General features: G+C 66.8%; 13 protein-coding genes and 1 pseudogene. 7 read left to right on the forward strand and 7 right to left on the reverse strand.

Annotation, left to right across the window (positions count from 1 at the left end):
• Window positions 1-453 precede the first annotated feature (453 nt).
• Together D7T59_RS07815 and D7T59_RS07820 are read right to left on the reverse strand one after the other, a co-directional pair.
• Window positions 454-2,559, reverse strand: a complete 2,106-nt coding sequence (locus tag D7T59_RS07815; RefSeq protein ID WP_180853372.1) for a phosphoglycerol transferase I — start codon at window positions 2,557-2,559, stop codon at window positions 454-456.
• Window positions 2,560-2,803: 244 nt separating this feature from the next.
• Window positions 2,804-4,450 (reverse strand): annotated as a pseudogene (locus D7T59_RS07820) (ABC1 kinase family protein); the annotation flags it as partial.
• A 207-nt stretch (window positions 4,451-4,657) separates the two neighbouring features.
• On the opposite strand from D7T59_RS07820, the gene D7T59_RS07825 reads away from it, so the two are divergent.
• Window positions 4,658-5,449 carry a DUF808 domain-containing protein gene (locus D7T59_RS07825; protein WP_180853374.1) on the forward strand — a complete coding sequence of 264 codons (792 nt, stop codon included), beginning with the start codon at window positions 4,658-4,660 and terminating at the stop codon, window positions 5,447-5,449.
• 64 nt (window positions 5,450-5,513) lie between these two features.
• Here D7T59_RS07825 and D7T59_RS07830 read toward each other — a convergent pair whose 3' ends face one another.
• Entirely contained in the window at window positions 5,514-7,052 is a 1,539-nt protein-coding gene (locus D7T59_RS07830) for a GGDEF domain-containing protein (RefSeq protein ID WP_180853375.1), read from the reverse strand.
• A gap of 105 nt (window positions 7,053-7,157) precedes the next feature.
• Between D7T59_RS07830 and D7T59_RS07835 the strand changes: the two genes are divergently transcribed.
• The 3 genes from D7T59_RS07835 (at window position 7,158) to D7T59_RS07845 (ending at window position 9,154) form a co-directional block, all read left to right on the forward strand.
• The gene (locus D7T59_RS07835) at window positions 7,158-7,793 is read left to right on the forward strand and encodes a Rossmann-fold NAD(P)-binding domain-containing protein (protein ID WP_049444066.1); all 636 of its coding nucleotides are present in this window, start codon (window positions 7,158-7,160) and stop codon (window positions 7,791-7,793) included.
• Window positions 7,793-8,500, forward strand: a complete 708-nt coding sequence (locus D7T59_RS07840) for a helix-turn-helix transcriptional regulator (RefSeq protein WP_180853376.1) — start codon at window positions 7,793-7,795, stop codon at window positions 8,498-8,500. The genes D7T59_RS07835 and D7T59_RS07840 overlap by 1 nt, the downstream gene beginning before the upstream one ends.
• 267 nt (window positions 8,501-8,767) lie before the next feature.
• Window positions 8,768-9,154, forward strand: coding sequence for a VOC family protein (locus D7T59_RS07845; protein ID WP_180853377.1), 387 nt, complete (start codon window positions 8,768-8,770; stop codon window positions 9,152-9,154).
• A 113-nt stretch (window positions 9,155-9,267) separates the two neighbouring features.
• Here the strand turns inward: D7T59_RS07845 and D7T59_RS07850 are convergent, their stop codons facing one another.
• Genes D7T59_RS07850 through pdhA form a run of 4 tightly spaced genes read right to left on the reverse strand, consistent with a single transcriptional unit; the run spans window position 9,268 to window position 13,150 of the window.
• The gene (locus tag D7T59_RS07850; protein ID WP_180853378.1) at window positions 9,268-10,656 is read right to left on the reverse strand and encodes a dihydrolipoamide acetyltransferase family protein; all 1,389 of its coding nucleotides are present in this window, start codon (window positions 10,654-10,656) and stop codon (window positions 9,268-9,270) included.
• A complete protein-coding gene (locus D7T59_RS07855) occupies window positions 10,653-11,006 on the reverse strand; it encodes an SH3 domain-containing protein (RefSeq protein ID WP_005411349.1) in 354 nt (117 codons plus the stop codon). The genes D7T59_RS07850 and D7T59_RS07855 overlap by 4 nt, the downstream gene beginning before the upstream one ends.
• A gap of 1 nt (window position 11,007) precedes the next feature.
• Window positions 11,008-12,075 carry an alpha-ketoacid dehydrogenase subunit beta gene (locus D7T59_RS07860; protein ID WP_019338598.1) on the reverse strand — a complete coding sequence of 356 codons (1,068 nt, stop codon included), beginning with the start codon at window positions 12,073-12,075 and terminating at the stop codon, window positions 11,008-11,010.
• A complete protein-coding gene (gene pdhA / locus D7T59_RS07865; RefSeq protein WP_049428059.1) occupies window positions 12,068-13,150 on the reverse strand; it encodes a pyruvate dehydrogenase (acetyl-transferring) E1 component subunit alpha in 1,083 nt (360 codons plus the stop codon). The genes D7T59_RS07860 and pdhA overlap by 8 nt, the downstream gene beginning before the upstream one ends.
• 335 nt (window positions 13,151-13,485) lie before the next feature.
• On the opposite strand from pdhA, the gene D7T59_RS07870 reads away from it, so the two are divergent.
• The 3 genes from D7T59_RS07870 to D7T59_RS07880 all read left to right on the forward strand — a co-directional run bounded on the left by D7T59_RS07870 (window position 13,486) and on the right by D7T59_RS07880 (window position 16,661).
• Window positions 13,486-14,361 (forward strand): tryptophan 2,3-dioxygenase, encoded by an 876-nt coding sequence (locus tag D7T59_RS07870; protein WP_180853379.1) that lies wholly within the window; start codon window positions 13,486-13,488, stop codon window positions 14,359-14,361.
• Window positions 14,362-14,542: 181 nt separating this feature from the next.
• The gene (locus D7T59_RS07875; RefSeq protein WP_164138205.1) at window positions 14,543-16,042 is read left to right on the forward strand and encodes a peptide MFS transporter; all 1,500 of its coding nucleotides are present in this window, start codon (window positions 14,543-14,545) and stop codon (window positions 16,040-16,042) included.
• 19 nt (window positions 16,043-16,061) lie between these two features.
• Window positions 16,062-16,661 carry a thioredoxin family protein gene (locus tag D7T59_RS07880; protein WP_180853380.1) on the forward strand — a complete coding sequence of 200 codons (600 nt, stop codon included), beginning with the start codon at window positions 16,062-16,064 and terminating at the stop codon, window positions 16,659-16,661.
• Window positions 16,662-16,690: the final 29 nt, after the last annotated feature.

Raw genomic sequence — 16,690 nt, forward strand, 5'->3', positions numbered from 1 at the left:
TGGTTTGGTGGGGCGGTGTCGGAGTGCGGGGACGCCGTAAATCCGTCCATGGAGGCTTGGCAGCCGCATCCATGCGGCTGACACCCCGCACTCCGACACCGCCCCACCTCTGACAGTTTCCCGCGGCTTTGGGTAGGTGTCGACCTTGGTCGACACATCTGTCAGATATCGAAATCAATCTGGGGTCAGATCCGTTTTCCTACGKAAAACGKATCTGACCCCAAGAGTATTTCCGACAGATCGCGGGAAAMTGTCGAAGGCGGGGTGGGTCCGGTTGCGGGAGTGTCCGCGGCATGGATGCCGCGGCCAAGCCCCCAKGGACGGGTTTACGGCGTCTCCCGCAACCGGACCCACCCCGCCTACCTACAGGGAACCCGCTTTTGCTTCGGTTGTTGCTGTTGCTGTTGCTCTGGATCGTAGCGGGTGCAGGGCGCAGCCCTGCAAAGAAACCCCCTATCCTCGTGGTCGGCCGCGCGAGGGCACCAGTGCGAACGTATCCACCGCCAGCTTCTCGGCATGGTTCAACCACGCGCGGATTTCCAGATCGTCCACTTCGTGGTCGAGGCCGAACGACACGTTGATCTTGCCGTCGGCATCGGGCTGCACCCACTGCTGGGCCAGCACCACCTTGCGCTGCGAGGACACCGCCTCGATCCAGAAACCGCGATCAGGGCGCGTGCTTGCCACCAGCTGCAGCATGTACTGGCCGGCACGGGTGCGGCGACCCTTCTGGGTGATCATGTGCGCCTGGCGCACGCTCGGGCGCGGACCCTGGAACGCATCCAGCGGCGCATCCACCGCGATGCCACCGCGCAGGTCGCTGTCGCGGTACAGCTTGATGCCGTTGTCTCGGTTGACCAGCAGGGCGCACCAGTCGCCATCGGCCGAACCATCCTCGAATGCGGTGCAGCGGTCGACGTAGGCCAGGGTGTTGTCCGGATTGGCATCATCGAACTGGCGCGAGGTGTTCTCCAGGTACACCGACTTCAACCCCCAGTCCTTGTCGTACTCCAGCAGTACCGGTGGCTGCACGTGCTGCAGGCCGACCACCACCTGGTCATCGCCATCGATCTTCAGTTCGCGGGTCGGTTCGCCCAGCCACAGTGAACGCGCGAAGGCCAGGTACTGCGGATAGTCACGGCCACCATCGCGCTGGGTGGCCACGCTGGCGCTGGGCGCGCGCTGGCTGTCGATCAGCGAACGGCCAAAGCCCATCGTCTTCAGGTTCGGGTCCAGCAGGCTGAGCAGGGTCGCGCCCGAATCCAGGGTGGTACCGGCGTCGGCGCTGAGCTGCTGCGGGGCAATGCCGTCGCCGAGGAACAGCAGCAGGTTCTCGCGCTTCTGGCGGGTCAGGATGTGGGTCAGATCGTTGGGCATCGCCAGGTGGTCGGAGGCGATCACGATCAGCGTGTCCTTGCCGTACGGGCTGGCCTGGATGCGCTGCACCAGCTGCGAGATCAGGCGGTCGCTGCACTTGAGCGCGTTGAGCATGTTGATGTTGCCGTACTGGCTCTGGTAGCGCTCGCCCTTGCACGCCACCGGCAGATGGCCGGCCGGGTGGTGGGTATCCATGGTCAGCGTGGTCAGCATGAACGGCGAGCCCGCACGCGAGAGCTGCTCGAAGCGCTGGTAGGCGGTGTCCAGCAGCACGTCGTCGTGCACGCCCCAGGCCGAGTAGTGGATGCGGCCGATCTTCTTCTGCTGCTTGAACCACGCCAGATCGTGTACTTCATCGAAACCGTGGCTGGCCAGGAACTGGCCCTTGCCGGCGAACTGGCCGTTGGCACCGCCCAGATAGTGGTTGGTGTAGCCCTGCTGCTTCAGGTAATCGCCCAGGCACACGGCCTTGGGCAGGAAGCTGCCCATGCGGTCCATGCTGTTCTCATCGCCCTGCGAGGTGGTCAGCGGCACGCCGCACATCGACGACACCAGGCCGGCGATGGTCCAGCCGCTGCCCTCGGCCGAGGCCAGGTTGCGCACGTCCAGTGACTCGGACGCCAGGCGGTTGAGGTTGGGCATCAGGCCGGGAAACACGGCCTCGTCCAGGTAGGTACGTTCCAGGCTCTCGCCGTAGATCCAGACGATGTTGCGCGGGCGCTGCAGCGGCTGCGTCGGCACCTGGTACTCGGGGGCGATGCGGGCGAAGTCGACCGGGCGCAGCTGCTGGTACAGGCGCTGGCCGTCGCGGGCCAGCGGGCTGATCATGATCGTGGCCACCCATACTGCAGCGAAGCCGGCGAACCAGGCAGCGCCGTGGCCGGACTGGCGCCAGCGCTTCACCCGCGTGGCGAACAGTGGCAGCAGCGAGACCAGCACCAGCACGATGAAGCCGGCGATATAGCCCTTGAAATCGGAGACACCGGCGCCTTCCATGTCGGCGCCGAGGTGGTACAGGGTGGCGGCGTTGAGCCCATCACCGGACAGCTTGTCGATCAGCCACCATGCGCTGAGCGCGAGCAGCAGCAGCGAGAACGCACTGGCCTTCCACCACACCCACTTGTCGGACGCGAGGAACAACCAGCACAGCAGCAACAACGACAGCAGCAGTATCCAGAGCATAGGCAGCTTCGGCAGTGACGGGGTGGTGGTGATGGACGTCGTACCGACGCGTGTCCATCCGACCGGCGCTGCCGCAAGCACATGCATGTGACAGGCCGATGACCCGATAGTGCATGCACGAACCTGACTGAAATGTTTGTTGAAATGACGCGCGCGAGATCGCGCTCAGAAGGTAAAACGAGCGTGAAGGGCTTCGTTGGATTGCATTAAGAACCGCATGAATACGGGTGTTTTCGCTGACGCGCTAGCGATGACCACGTTCTTCGCGTGCCCGCGCGCGACGGTCGAACAACAATGCACTGGTCACGATGCCAAGGCCGAGCACCACGCCGATGAACAACAGAATCAGCGCAATGAGCGGGTAGCCGAACAGGTGCCAGCCGGTGTCGATCTTCATCATCATCGCCGCGGCCATGATCAGCGCCGCGCTGATGATGCCGGCCGCCACCCGGTTGGCGATCTTCTGCAGGTTTTCCATCAACCGCGACTCTTCCAGGCCGGTCACCTTCATCTGCAGGCGGTTCTCGGCCAGCAGCGCCATGATGTCCGAGAGCTTGCGCGGCCCATCGCGCAGCAGCTGCTGCAGCTCCATCGCCTCGCTGGCGATGTTGGCCGCGGACAGTGATTTCTTCAGGCGCGCGCGCATCACGTGCTGCAGCTGGCGCTCGACGATGCGACGTGTTTCCAGCTCGGGTGCCAGCAACCGGCACACGGTTTCCAGGTTGAGCAGCGCCTTGCCCAGCAGGCTCAGTTCCGGTGGTGTGCGCAGGCCGCAGGCCGTAGCGATGCGCACCAGGTCCAGCACCACCCGGCCTTCGGAGAAACTGCCACTGGCGGCGTAGCGTGCAATCAACTGGCCGGTCTCGCGCAGGTAACGTTCCTCGTCGAACGCCTCCAGCCGCGTGCTGATGCTGATCAGGTCGTCGGCTACTTCCTCGCCGCGGCCATCGACGGCAGCGAACAGGATCTTCAGCAGCCGCTCGCGCAGGCGCGGCGGCATGTGCGCCACCATGCCCAGATCGAAGATCGCCAGCCGGCCATCGGGCATCACCCGCAGGTTGCCCGGGTGTGGATCCGCATGGATCTCGCCGTGCACGAAGATCTGGTCCAGGTAGCCGCGTATCAGCGCCGCCGCCAGCGGGTCCATCGACTGCTCGGTGCGGCGCACATCGGGAATCGCATCCACGCGCACGCCGGTGGCCAGTTCCATGGTCAGCACGCGCTGGCTGCTGTAGTCCCACAGCGGCTGCGGAATCCACAGACGGCGGAACGGCTTGAGGTGCCGGCCGAAGCGGGCCAGGTTCTCGGCCTCGGCGTGGTAATCGAGCTCCTGCATCAGGGTCTTTGCGAACTCGTTGAGCCAGTCGCGCAGGCGCACACGGCGGCCGACCTGGGTCAGGTGGTCGGCGGCCAGCGCGAAGCTGCGCAACGCTTCCAGGTCCGAGCGCAGCTGTGCGGCCACTTCAGGCTTCTGCACCTTCACCGCCACCTGGCGTCCGTCGTGCAGCACTGCGCGATGCACCTGCGCGATCGACGCGCAGCCCAGAGGCTCGGGATCGAATGCGGCGAACAGCTTGTTCACCGGTGCGCCCAGCTCCTGCTCGACGATCGCGTGGATGCGCTCGACCGGAATCTCGGCCACCTTTTCCTGCATGCGCTCCAGCGCCGTGGCGAACTCCACCGGCACCATGTCCGGGCGGGTGGACAGCATCTGGCCCAGCTTGACGAAGGTCGGCCCCAGCGCTTCCAGGTCGCTGACGAACTGTTCCGGGTTGCCGTCCGCGGGAACGTCGGCCGGACTGCCTGCGGCATCCAGGTTCATGCCCGAGAACACGCCTGAATGGCGATAGCGCATCAGCAGGCGCAGGATCTGGCTGCGCCGGTTCATGCCTTTGACCAGCGGAGGATTGCCATTGGCGGTGGGCGGATTGCTCAAGCGACACTCCCATGCGACAAAGTTGGTAGTGCCGGCCGCTGGCCGGCAATGTCCGGATTCCGCAGTGTCGCCGGGGGGCGGTAGGCACGCAGTGAATCCACCCGCTTCCGCAGCCGCCCCGGTATCGGTCAGAATCCGCTCATTCCCATTCTTGGACGCCCCATGGCCGGTGCCAGCCTGTTCGCCCTGCTCGACGATATCGCCTCCCTGCTCGACGATGTCTCGGTATTGACCAAGGTCGCGGCGAAGAAGACCGCCGGTGTGCTCGGCGACGACCTGGCGCTGAACGCGCAGCAGGTCACCGGGGTCAACGCCAACCGCGAGCTGCCGGTGGTGTGGGCGGTGGCCAAGGGCTCGCTGGTCAACAAGGTGATCCTGGTGCCCGCAGCATTGGCGATCAGCGCGCTGGAGGCCTGGCTGCACAGCCGTGGCTGGAACGTGCCGCTGATCGTGCCGCTGATGATGATCGGCGGCGCGTTCCTGTGCTTTGAGGGCGTTGAGAAGCTGGCACATCGCTTCCTGCATTCGTCCGATGACGATGCCGAGCGCCAGGCCGAGCGGCGCAAGGCGCTGGCCGACGCGCAGGTGGACATGGTGGCGTGGGAGAAGGACAAGGTGAAGGGCGCGATCCGCACCGACTTCATCCTCTCGGCCGAGATCATCGTGCTGACCCTGGGCGTGGTCGCCACCGCATCGTTCACCAACCAGGTGGTCACGCTGGCCGTGGTGGCACTGGCGATGACGGTCTTCGTCTATGGGCTGGTGGCGGGCATCGTGAAGCTTGATGACGTTGGCCTGTACCTCTCGCGCAAGGGCGGGGCTGTGGCCGCCTTTGGTCGCGGCCTGGTGGCCTCGGCGCCGTGGCTGATGAAGTTCCTGTCGGTGGCCGGCACCATCGCCGGCGCCATCGTGCTGGCCGCGGTGACCGGGTTCCAGAAGCTGCGCGGGAAGTAATCTCGCTGATCGTCGGGGGCAGATCCCTTTTCCTGTGGAAAAGGGATCTGACCCCACGCCACGATCAGCCCGCCTGCACCCGGTTCTTGCCCTGCCGCTTGGCTGCATACAGCGCATCATCGGCGCGGCGCAGCAGGGTTTCGGTATCGTCGCCGGGCTGCCATTGCGCCAGCCCGGCACTGAAATGCACCGGCACGCGCTGGTCCTGCACGGTCAGCACGCGGTGTGCCAGCGAACGCTGCAGGCGCTGCACGGTGGCCATGCTGTCGGCGCCCTGGGTTTCCGGCAGCACCAGTACGAATTCATCGCCGCCCAGCCGCGCGATGCCGTCGGTGGCGCGCAGCAGCAGCTTGCACACGGCTACCAGGTGCTGCAGCAGTGCATCGCCACCGGCATGGCCATGTGCATCGTTGGTCTGGTGGAAATCATCCAGGTCGATCACCGCCACGCCCAGCGGCGAGTTGTTGCGCGCGGCGCGGGCCAGTTCACGCTGCAGCAGTTCGTCCAGGCCGCGGCGGTTCAGCGCCTGGGTCAGTGGATCGATGCGCGCCAGGTCACCGGCGGCGCGCAATTCCTGTTCCAGCTCGGCGATGCGCTGCTCTGCACGCTCCACTTCCTGCCGCGCGTTGGCCAGATGATCGCGCGCTTGCGCCGCTTGCTGTTGCACCTTGCCGGTGTCGCGCATCACGTCCTGCAGCAGCTGGTTGAGGTCGGCGATGCTGCGCGCCTCGCGCAGCTGCAACGCATAGCTGCCGATGCGATCGTGGTACTCGCCGGTGCTGGCGGCCATGCCATCCATGCGCTCGATGAACTCGCCCATCAAGCCGCGCATCGCCGCCTTCGAATCATCAATGCCCTGGCGCAGCAGGCCCTGCTTGTAGATCACCTCGCGCAGTTCGGCGCGGGTGCGCTCGACCGCTTCGGCTTCCAGCGGCCCATCCAGCAGCTGGCGCACCGCGGCGATCTGGCCCTGCAGCCAGCTGCGGTCGTCCAGCAGCTCGCTCACGTTCTCCAGCAGCAGCGCGAACAGTTCCAGCAGCAGCGCCTGCTGCTCCTGCCAGCTCTCGGCACGCACGCCGACCTGGTGGCCGAGTTCGCGCACGCCCTGTTCGATCGGTTCCAGTGCCGTGCCCGGCTGCCACTGGCGCAGGCGCAGGGCCAGCGCCTGCGCCTGCTCGCGCAGGTCCGGGTCGTGCTGCAGCAGGGCCACCACCGCGCCGCCCAGCAGCAGCCGCAGCTGCTCGGACAGGCGCAGGCTTTCCGGCTGCCCATCCGGTGAATGCTGCTCGATGGTGCGGATGTACTTGTCGATCAACTGCCGCATCGCGCGGCCATAGCGTGGCCAATCGGCGCTGGCCTGCGCCGATTGCAGGCGGTCGCCCATGTCGCCCAGTTCGCCGGGCAGGGTGGCCATGCCATTGGCGAACGCGGCCAGCAGCGGCTCGGGCGCGTCGGCGCAGGCGAACAGCTGCTGCAGGGCCACGCCACCGCCGCCCTGCAGAACCACGCGGTCGCCCAGCCCATCGTCCACCACCGCGCGCACGCGTGCCGGCGGCCCAAGGGCGGTACCGGGGGCAGGGCGGTGGTCGGGCTGGTCCGTCATGGAGCAAATCCTGGGGCTGGCAGGGACTGGTTCCAGCATATCGGCGCGGTCGCCGACGGCTTGAACGGCTAAGATGGGCGACAGGATGCCGCAGTGGAGGTGGTGATGCGCGTGATGTTGCTGGGGGCGACCGGTCTGGTCGGCGGGCTGGCCCTGCCGATGCTGCTGGACGACCCGCGCTGCCGTGCCGTGGTGGCCCCGACCCGACGGGCGCTGACCCTGGCCCACCCGAAGCTGTACGCCCCTCTGCTGCAGTTCGACGCCCTGCCGGAGGCGCCCGACTGGGCGCAGGTCGATACGGTGATCTGCGCGCTGGGCAGCACGATGGCCCAGGCGGGGAGCCGTGAGGCCTTCCATCGCATCGACCATGACTACCCGCTCGCATTTGCGCGGCTGGCACGCGGCCAGGGTGCGCGCGCCTTCGTACTGAATTCGGCAGCAGGGGCCAATGCAGGCTCCGCGATCTTCTACAACCGGGTGAAGGGTGAACTGGAGCGCGATCTGCGCGCGCTCGAGTTTGCTTCGCTCACCCTGGTGCGGCCTGGCCTGATTGGCGGGCAGCGGCAGCAGGTGCGCCGTGGCGAACACTTCGCCCTGCGGGTGCTGGGCGTGTTGGGGCCGGTGTTGCCGCGGGCGTGGCGGATCAATCCGGCCGAACGGATTGCCAGGGCACTGGTGGATGCCGCGCTGGCCCCGCCGCCGGGCGAGCACGTGGTGACTTCCAGCGCACTGGTCGGTTGATGTCGCGTGCCCTGCGCCTGACCCAGCTGCTGCAGTTGCTGCGCCGCCATCGGCGGCCGGTGGCGGGGCAGGTGCTGGCCGAAGCGCTGGGCATCAGCCTGCGCACGCTGTACCGCGATATCGAGACCCTGCGCGAGCAGGGTGCCGACCTGCGTGGTGAGGCCGGCGTCGGCTACCAGCTGGCGCCGAGCGATACGCTGCCACCGATGACCCTGCCGCCCGCAGAGATCGATGCATTGGTGCTGGGCCTGCGCTGGGTTGCGGCGCGCACCGAGCCTGCGTTGGCCGAGGCCGCGCGTGATGCATTGGCGCGCATCGCGCATGTGCTGCCGGCAGCGCGTCGGGAAGCCTTGCGTGACAGCGGCCTGCGCGTTGGCCCTTCGCGCGCTGCGGCCAAGGTGCCGCCTGCGCGCCTGCAGGCCGTGCGCGAAGCGGTGGGTTCACAGCAGCGCCTGAAGTTCGGTTACGAGGATGCGCACGGCCAGCGCAGCGAACGCATTGTCTGGCCGTTCGCGCTGGGCTACTTCGATGAGGTGCCGATGCTGGCGGCGTGGTGCGAGAGCCGCGAGGATTTCCGCCATTTCCGGCTGGACCGCATCCGCCAGGTGCGCGTGCTGGAGGACCGCTACCTCGTGCCACGCGCCACCCTGCTGCGGCGCTGGCAGAAGGCGCAGGGCATCGCCCCGGACTGGCTGGACCGCTCATGACCACAGCAACAACGGGGAGCGGCGGGGGGTAGAGTCGACTGTTAGTCGACTATCGCGCGCAGCGCGGGGTTCAAGAAGGCTGAAGGAAGAGCAGTCGACTAACAGTCGACTCTACCAACAGTCGACTATCGCGCGCAGCGCGGGGTTCAAGCAGGCTGGAGGAAGAGCAGTCGACTGACAGTCGACTCTACCAACAGTCGACGCTACTGACAGAATCCGTCAGCAGGCGTGTTCCACCATGATCGCTCCCAACAACGGAGCTCCCCCATGTTCACGCCCAGCACCCTGCTGCAGTACGTGCGCGACGTCGCCACCAGTGTCAGTTTCTACAGCGGCATTCTCGGCAAGCCACCGGTCGAGCAGTCGCCCGGCTTCGCCCTGTTCCTGCTCGGCGATGGCGCCGCACTGGGTCTGTGGCAGCGCGATGACGTGCAGCCCCCCGTGTCTGCGCAGGCCGGTGCCGCCGAACTGGCGATGGTGGCGGCCAACCCCAAGGCTGTGCAGCAGATGCACGATGCGTGGCGCGCTCTCGGTGTGGAGATCCTGCAGGCGCCGGTGACCTTGGAATTTGGCCATACCTTCGTCGGCGCCGATCCGGATGGCCACCGCCTGCGTGTGTACAGTCGCGCCGAGGGCCTGGTCGCTCGCGATTGATCGCACGCGTTCTGCAGAACCACGCCATGCGTGGATGCGTGCACAAAGAAACGCCGGGCAGTGCCCGGCGTTTTTTTCAATTCATGTGCCAACCAAGGTTGGCACCCACCTGATCAGCTGGCCAGCGCCAGGTCGTCCATCATCGCGCGCAGGAAGCGGGCCGCTTCACCACCAGTGGCCGCGCGGTGGTCGAAGGTGACCGACAGCGGGATCACCTTGTGCGCTTCCACGCCGCCCATCACCGGGGTCATCTGGTGGCGGGCACGGCCGGCACCGACGATGGCCACGCACGGCGGCACCACGACCGGGGTCGCGTAGCGGCCGGCGAACATGCCGAAATTGGACAGCGAGATGGTGTAGCCGCTCAGTTCCGAGGCGGCGATCGAACGCGATTCCACCTGCTCGCGCAGGCGGTTGACGCCTTCGCGGATGCCGCGTGCGTCGAGCATGTCGGCGTTGCGGAGGGCTGGCACGAACAGGCCGTCGTCGGTGTCCACGGCGATGCCGATGTCGACCTGGGCGTGCAGGGTGCGGGTCAGCGCTTCGCCATCGAACCATGCGTTCATCGCCGGCACCTTCTGCGCGGCGACCACGATCGAGCGCACCAGGCGCGCGGTGACGTCGTTGCCCGGCAGCCAGGCGTGGATGTCGGCATCGTCGTTCAGCGTGGTCGGTACAACCTTGCTGTGCGCATCGGCCATCACGCGGGCCATGTTGCGGCGCACGCCCTTCAGCGGTTCCGGCTGGCCCTTGGCGACCACGCCCGGCGGCTGGGTGCGCATCGGCTTGCCGGCGGCGGACAGCGGGGTGCGGGCTTCGCTCTGCACCGGGGCAGACACCTGCGCCGGGGCCGGCGCGGCATACGCTGCGGCAGCGACCGGAGCCGGGGCAGCGCCGAGCTTGGCGCTGCCATTGGCGGCGGCCTGCTTGACGTCGGCCATGGTCACCGCGCCATCGGTGCCGGTAGCGGCCACGCGGCTCAGGTCCACGCCCAGCTTGCGTGCCATCGCACGCACGGCCGGCACGGCCTTGACGCCACCGACGGCCAGCGCCTGTTCGGCGTGCACGGCATTGGAGCTCTGCATCGCGCCGACCACGGTACCGGCGTCATCACGCTCGGCAGCGGCGGGCTTGGTTTCTTCCGTGGCGACCGGTGCGGCAGCGGCCGGCAGCGGCGGCGGCGTCGGTGCAGCGGCGGGCGCTGCGTGACCATGGCTGTGGCCGGTGTCCTGGCCATCGGCACGCTGCGGCAGGTTCGGGTCCAGCTCGAAGCTGGCCAGTACCGAGCCGGTCGGGATGATGTCGCCGGCGCCGCCGGACAGCTTCAGCACCTTGCCGGAGAACGGCGAGGGCACTTCGACGACGGCCTTGGCGGTCTCCATCGAGACCAGCGGCTCGTCCAGCTTGATCACATCGCCTTCCTTGACGAACCACTCGACGATGGTCGCGTCCGGCAGGCCTTCGCCCAGGTCGGGCAGGTTGAAGTTCTTGGTCTGGCTCATTTGCAGTTCTCTTCCAGCAGTTCCAGTTCGCGGGCCGGCAGCCAACCCGTCGCGCCATTGGCGCGCTCGGACCACCACCACCCGCCGTGTTCGTGATGAAGCTTCACCATCTCGCCGCTTTCCACATCCAGCTCGCGGGCGTCGTAGTCGCACAGCGCTTCGGCGCGACCCTCGTCCAGCAGCTGCAACCAGGCGATGGGCGCCCATCCAGCGCGCCCATCGTTGGTGCGTACCCAGGCAAACGCCGGCCATTCCTCGTCACGTACACCCACTTCGACGATCTGGCCGGTGTGGAACCGGAGCGGATTGGGATACTGGCTGCGGTAAGCCCCCAGAAGGCGGGCCCGCATGTCAGCCGGCCGCCACCGCGCGCTTGGCCGCGGCCACGATCCGCTCAACGCTCGGCAGGTACTTCATTTCCAGGCGGAACAGCGGAATGTGGGTGTCGTAGCCAGTGACGCGCTCGACCGGGGCCAGCAGGTCGTAGATCGATTCCTCGGCCAGGCGCGCGGCGATCTCGGCGCCGAAACCCGCGGTCTTCGGGGCCTCCTGCACGATCACGCAGCGGCCGGTCTTGGCCACCGATTCGGCGATGGTGGCGAAGTCCAGCGGACGCAGCGTTGCCACGTCGATGACTTCGGCACTGATGCCTTCGCCGGCCAGCTTGTCGGCCGCTTCCAGCGCTTCCTTCACCTGTGCACCCCAGGTCACCAGGGTCACGTCGGTGCCGTCGCGCAGCACGAAGCAGACGTCCAGCGGCAAGGCTTCGCCGTCGTTGACCACCACTTCCTTGTACTGGCGATAGATGCGCTTGGGCTCCATGTAGATCACCGGATCCGGCTCGCGGATCGCGGCCAGCAGCAGGCCATAGGCGCGCTGCGGCGACGACGGCAGCACCACGCGCAGGCCCGGCACGTTGGTGAAGATCGCCTCGTTGGCTTCGCTGTGGTGTTCCGGCGCGCGGATGCCACCGCCCCACGGCACGCGCAGCACCATCGGGCAGTGCAGGCGGCCACGGGTGCGGTAACGCAGGCGTGCGGCGTGGCAGACGATGTGGTCGACCATCGGGTACATGAAGCCGTCGAACTGGGCTTCGGCCACCGGCTTCATGCCCTGTGCGGCCAGGCCGATGGTCAGGCCGGCGATGGTGGTTTCGTCCAGCGGGGTGTCGAGGATGCGCTCGGAGCCGAAGCGCTGCTGCAGGCCGGCGGTGGCGCGGAACACGCCGCCGTTGACGCCCACGTCTTCGCCCAGCACCAGCACCGACGGGTCGTGTTCCAGCTCCCAGGCCAGCGCCTGGGTGATGGCTTCGATGAGGGTGATCGGAGTGGTGGTCATGCTTTCTTCTCCGCGCGCGACCGCAGCGCTGTCGGCGGCGTTGGTGTGCGCGCCGGGCGCGCCGTTCTTGATCTCATCCATGGCGCTTCTCCAGGGCGATCGCCTGGGCACGCTGGGCCAGCAGGTCCGGCGGCGGATCGGCATACAGGAAGTCGAACATCGCCTCGACCGGCTGCACCGGGGTGTTGAGGTACAGGTTCACTTCCTCGTCCACGCGCGTGCCGCACTCGGCGATCCAGGCGGTTTCTTCTTCTTCGCTCCACACGCCGGCCGCGGTCAGGTACTTGCGCAGGCGCAGCATCGGCTCGCGCTGCCAGGCATCCTTCACCTCGGCGTCGTCGCGGTAGCGGCGCGCGTCATCGGCGGTGGTGTGGTCGGACAGGCGGTAGGTCATCAGTTCCAGCACGGTGCCACCGTCGCCGGCCAGCGCGCGTTCGCGCGCCTGCTCCATCGCCGCCAGCACCGCGATCAGGTCGTTGCCGTCCACCTGCAGGCAATGCAGGCCGCCGGCCAGGCCTTTCTGCGCCAGCGTTTCGGCACCGGTCTGGGCCGAACGCGGAACCGAGATGGCCCAGCCGTTGTTGACGATGCACAGGATCAGCGGCAGCTTGTAGGCACCGGCCGAGTTCAGGGCTGCGTAGAAGTCGGTCTTGGAGCTGCCGCCGTCGCCGCACACGGCCACGGCGATCTGCGGTTCCTTGTTGAGCTTGAACTTCAGCGCGGCACCTGCGGCGTGCAGGCACTGGGTGGAGATCGGCACGCAGAACGGGAAGTCCTTGGCCGCATTGCCGCCGTAGTCGTTGCCGCGCTCGTCGCCGCCCCAGTACATCAGCACGTCGTGCGGACGCACGCCACGCATGAACATCGCGCCGTACTCGCGATAGGACGGTGCGAACACGTCGTCCTTCTGCATCGCAGCGCCGATACCCACGTGCGCGGCTTCATGGCCCAGGCAGGCGGCATAGGTGCCGAGCTTGCCGGTGCGCTGCAGCGCGATGGATTTGCTGTCGAACGTGCGTACGTACAGCATCTGCTTGAACAGCGGTACCAGGACCTTGGGGTCGCGCAGCGACGCGGGCAGGTCATCGCGGACGAGCTTGCCGTCCGCGTCCAGGTACTGCAGGTATTCGATCTTGAATTCAGCGGCAACCGTCATTGCGTACTGCACCTTCGACAGAGAAGTTACAAATGATATGAATCGCCATGTTAAGGAACGCGTACGGAATAGCCTTCCTGCGCCGCAACACGGCGATTCCCCGTTTTACCCCTGCCGGCGGGTGGGGCGCCAATAACAACAACGTATTCAGTCGTTGCTGCAAAGCATCAGAATACGCCTCTGGCTGACCGCCAGTACAACGGCATGGGCGGTTCCACGCGCAGGCCCGGCATCGGCCGATGCTCCACGGCCAACCGGACGCCCCGGTATGGACGTGGCGGCTGCCAGCATGGCGGCAACGCGCTACCCTTGCCGCCCCCGATCTGGCCGCACCCATGTCCGTCGACAACAACCAACGCGATCTCGAAGCCGGCATCCACACCGATCTGCAGGGGCGCCTGACCTATGGCGGCTACCTGCGGCTGGACCAGCTGCTCAGCGCGCAGCAGCCGCTGTCCAACCCGCCGCACCACGACGAGATGCTCTTCATCATCCAGCACCAGACTTCGGAGCTGTGGCTGAAGCTGCTGGGTCACGAGCTTCGTGCCGCAATCGGCTTCCTGCAGCGCGATGAAGTCTGGCAGTGCCGCAAGGTGCTGGCGCGCAGCAAGCAGGTGCTGCGCCAGCTCACCGAGCAATGGTCGGTGCTGGAAACGCTGACCCCGTCCGAGTACATGGGCTTCCGCGACGTGCTGGGCCCTTCGTCGGGCTTCCAGTCGCTGCAGTACCGCTACATCGAGTTCCTGCTGGGCAACAAGAACGCGCAGATGCTGCAGGTGTTCGAGCATGACGCGGCCGGGCAGGCGCAGCTGCGCACCGTGCTGGAGGCGCCGAGCCTGTACGAGGAGTTCCTGAAGTACCTTGCCCGCTTCGGCCATGCTGTCCCCACGGTCTACGAGGCCCATGACTGGACCCAGCCGCATGTGGCCGACGACGCACTGCAGCCGGTCTTCGAACGCATCTACCAGGACACCGACCGGTACTGGCGCGAGTATTCGCTGTGCGAGGACCTGGTGGACCTGGAGACCGCCTTCCAGCTCTGGCGCTTCCGCCACATGCGCACGGTGATGCGGGTGATCGGCTTCAAGCGCGGCACCGGCGGCTCGTCCGGGGTGGGTTTCCTGGCCAAGGCGCTGGAACTGACCTTCTTCCCCGAGCTGTTCCAGGTGCGCACCAGCCTGCAGGCCGGGCCCTCGTCAGCACAGGGCTGATCCGTATTCAGCTTGGATCCCGGCCGCTGGCTGGATCGTTTCAGATGCAAGTTCAGCGAGCAGGCCGGCACCTGCCTCAAACGGCGTGTATTTGACGTGAACGCCAGAAGTCGGTGATCCTCGCGCGTTGCTCCAACTGCACAGCGGACGTGCTCGTCATCCACCGAACCAGGAAACCCGCATGAGCGTAAACGCCACTGCGAACACCCCAGAGCCGGCCCTGCCGGACTTCAAGACCACGCTGGGCCATCCGCGCCCGCTGTGGATGCTGTTCATGACCGAGTTCTGGGAACGCTTTGCGTTCTACGGCATCCGCTGGGCCTTGGTGCTGTACATCGTCGCCCAGTTCTACAACGGCAATGCCGCCGGTGAAGGCGATGCCAGCCGCATCTACGGCGCCTACCTGGCGCTGGTGTACGCCGCGGCGATCTTCGGTGGCTACGTGGCCGACCGGGTGCTGGGCTACCAGCGTTCGATCCTGACCGGCGCGGTCATCATGGCCGCCGGCCTGTTCATGATCTCGTTGCCGCAGGAGCACATCTTCAAGCTCGGCCTGGCCACGATCATCGTCGGCAACGGCATGTTCAAGCCGAACATCTCGACCATGGTCGGCAAGCTGTACGGCCTGAAGGACGAGCGCCGCGATTCGGGTTTCACCATCTTCTACATGGGCATCAACATCGGCGCGATGATCGCCCCGGTGCTGACCGAGTACCTGGCCCGCAAGGTCTTCGGCACCTCGGAAATGCCGTCGTACAAGGTCGTGTTCATCGCCTCGGGCGTGGGCATGCTGATCTCGCTGGTGTGGTTCTACATCGGTCGTGCCGGCCTGAAGGGCATTGGTGCACCGCCGGCCGGCGCTGAAGGTTTCGGCCGCATCATCATGGTGCTGATCGGTGCCGTGGTGGCCATTCCGATCGCCTACTTCCTGCTGGCCACCGGCGCTACCGCCCTAGCCTGGATCCTGGGCGCGATGTTCACCGCGCTGGCCGTGGTGCTGCTGATCGAGGGCATCCGCGAGGGCAAGGTGCAGCGCGACCGCGTGATCGCCATGCTGATCATCTTCGCCTTCAACGTGATGTTCTGGATGTTCTTCGAACAGGCCGGCAGCTCGTTCACCTTCCTGGCCGAGAACATCGTCAACCGCCAGTTCGGTGAGTGGACCTTCCCGACCGCGTGGTTCCAGTCGGTCAACTCGGTGGCCATCATCACCCTGGCGCCGATCATCGCCTGGATCTGGGTGGCCATGGGCCGCACCAATCCGTCCATCCCGCGCAAGTTCGGCCTGGGCCTGCTGTTCAACGGCGCCGCCTTCGCGCTGCTGATGTTCGCCCTGTCGCAGATGGTCGTGGACGGCAAGATCCCGTTCTGGACCCTGTTCATGGTCTACGTCATCCAGTCGGTGGGTGAGCTGTGCCTGTCGCCGATCGGCCTGTCGATGGTGACCAAGCTGGCACCGGTGCGCCTGGTCGGCTTCGGCATGGGCGGCTGGTTCCTGTCCACCGGCATCGGCAACAACCTGTCGGGCATCTTCGCCGGCGTGGTCAGTGGTGAAGGCGGCATGACGGTCGAGTCGGCCCTGAAGGGGTATACCTTCGGGTTCTGGGCCCTGATCGGCTCCGGCGTGGTGCTGTTCCTGATCGCCCCGCTGATCAACAAGCTGATGCACGGCGTCAAGTAACGATGAGAGGGTAGAAGGCATGCGCATGAAGCTCGGTGGTGCAGTGGTGGTGGTCTGTGCGGCGCTGATCGGCGCCTGTTCCCAACCGCAACCGCCTGCCGCCGCCGAGCCCACGCAGCCCCTGGATACCCGGCCCACCGAGCCACCGGTCGCTGACCCCAGCGAACCGGTGGCCTCGGGCAACACCCCGGTGGCGGCGGACATCGCCGCCATCGCCGGGCTCGGCGCACAGTTCGACCCGGCCCGCGACCCCGCCGATGATCTGGCCACCGCAAAGGTGGAAGCCCAGCGCGGCAAGAAGCGCATCCTGCTGGAGGTCGGCAATGCCGCCTGCGACCGCTGCCATGCGCTGGACGAGATCGTGGAAGGCAACGGCGACCTGCGCCGCTTCCGCGATGCCCACTACGTGTGGGTGAAGGTCAACGCCAGCGACGAACAGCCCAACACCGCCTTCTTCGCCCAGTTCCCGGAGATGGAGCGCGACTATCCGCGCCTGCTGGTGCTTGATGCCGATGGAAGCCTGCTGGTCTCGCAGGCTACCGGTGAGCTGCGCAGGGGCGAGGTGTTCCAGCCCGCGCGGGTAAGCGCCTTCCTGAAGCAGTGGGCGCCTGACCGGTAGTGCCGGCCGCTGGCCGGCAGGGTCGGCAC

The organism is Stenotrophomonas maltophilia (assembly GCF_013464915.1).
Lineage (GTDB): Bacteria > Pseudomonadota > Gammaproteobacteria > Xanthomonadales > Xanthomonadaceae > Stenotrophomonas > Stenotrophomonas maltophilia_AT.

Excerpts from the sequence above, each read along its gene's own strand:
- D7T59_RS07815 (WP_180853372.1), bottom strand. The coding sequence starts at position 2,559 with ATGCTCTGGATACTGCTGCTGTCGTTGTTGCTGCTGTGCTGGTTGTTC.
- D7T59_RS07825 (WP_180853374.1), top strand. The coding sequence starts at position 4,658 with ATGGCCGGTGCCAGCCTGTTCGCCCTGCTCGACGATATCGCCTCCCTG.
- D7T59_RS07830 (WP_180853375.1), bottom strand. The coding sequence starts at position 7,052 with ATGACGGACCAGCCCGACCACCGCCCTGCCCCCGGTACCGCCCTTGGG.
- D7T59_RS07835 (WP_049444066.1), top strand. The coding sequence starts at position 7,158 with ATGCGCGTGATGTTGCTGGGGGCGACCGGTCTGGTCGGCGGGCTGGCC.
- D7T59_RS07840 (WP_180853376.1), top strand. The coding sequence starts at position 7,793 with ATGTCGCGTGCCCTGCGCCTGACCCAGCTGCTGCAGTTGCTGCGCCGC.
- D7T59_RS07845 (WP_180853377.1), top strand. The coding sequence starts at position 8,768 with ATGTTCACGCCCAGCACCCTGCTGCAGTACGTGCGCGACGTCGCCACC.
- D7T59_RS07850 (WP_180853378.1), bottom strand. The coding sequence starts at position 10,656 with ATGAGCCAGACCAAGAACTTCAACCTGCCCGACCTGGGCGAAGGCCTG.
- D7T59_RS07855 (WP_005411349.1), bottom strand. The coding sequence starts at position 11,006 with ATGCGGGCCCGCCTTCTGGGGGCTTACCGCAGCCAGTATCCCAATCCG.
- D7T59_RS07860 (WP_019338598.1), bottom strand. The coding sequence starts at position 12,075 with ATGGATGAGATCAAGAACGGCGCGCCCGGCGCGCACACCAACGCCGCC.
- pdhA (WP_049428059.1), bottom strand. The coding sequence starts at position 13,150 with ATGACGGTTGCCGCTGAATTCAAGATCGAATACCTGCAGTACCTGGAC.
- D7T59_RS07870 (WP_180853379.1), top strand. The coding sequence starts at position 13,486 with ATGTCCGTCGACAACAACCAACGCGATCTCGAAGCCGGCATCCACACC.
- D7T59_RS07875 (WP_164138205.1), top strand. The coding sequence starts at position 14,543 with ATGAGCGTAAACGCCACTGCGAACACCCCAGAGCCGGCCCTGCCGGAC.
- D7T59_RS07880 (WP_180853380.1), top strand. The coding sequence starts at position 16,062 with ATGCGCATGAAGCTCGGTGGTGCAGTGGTGGTGGTCTGTGCGGCGCTG.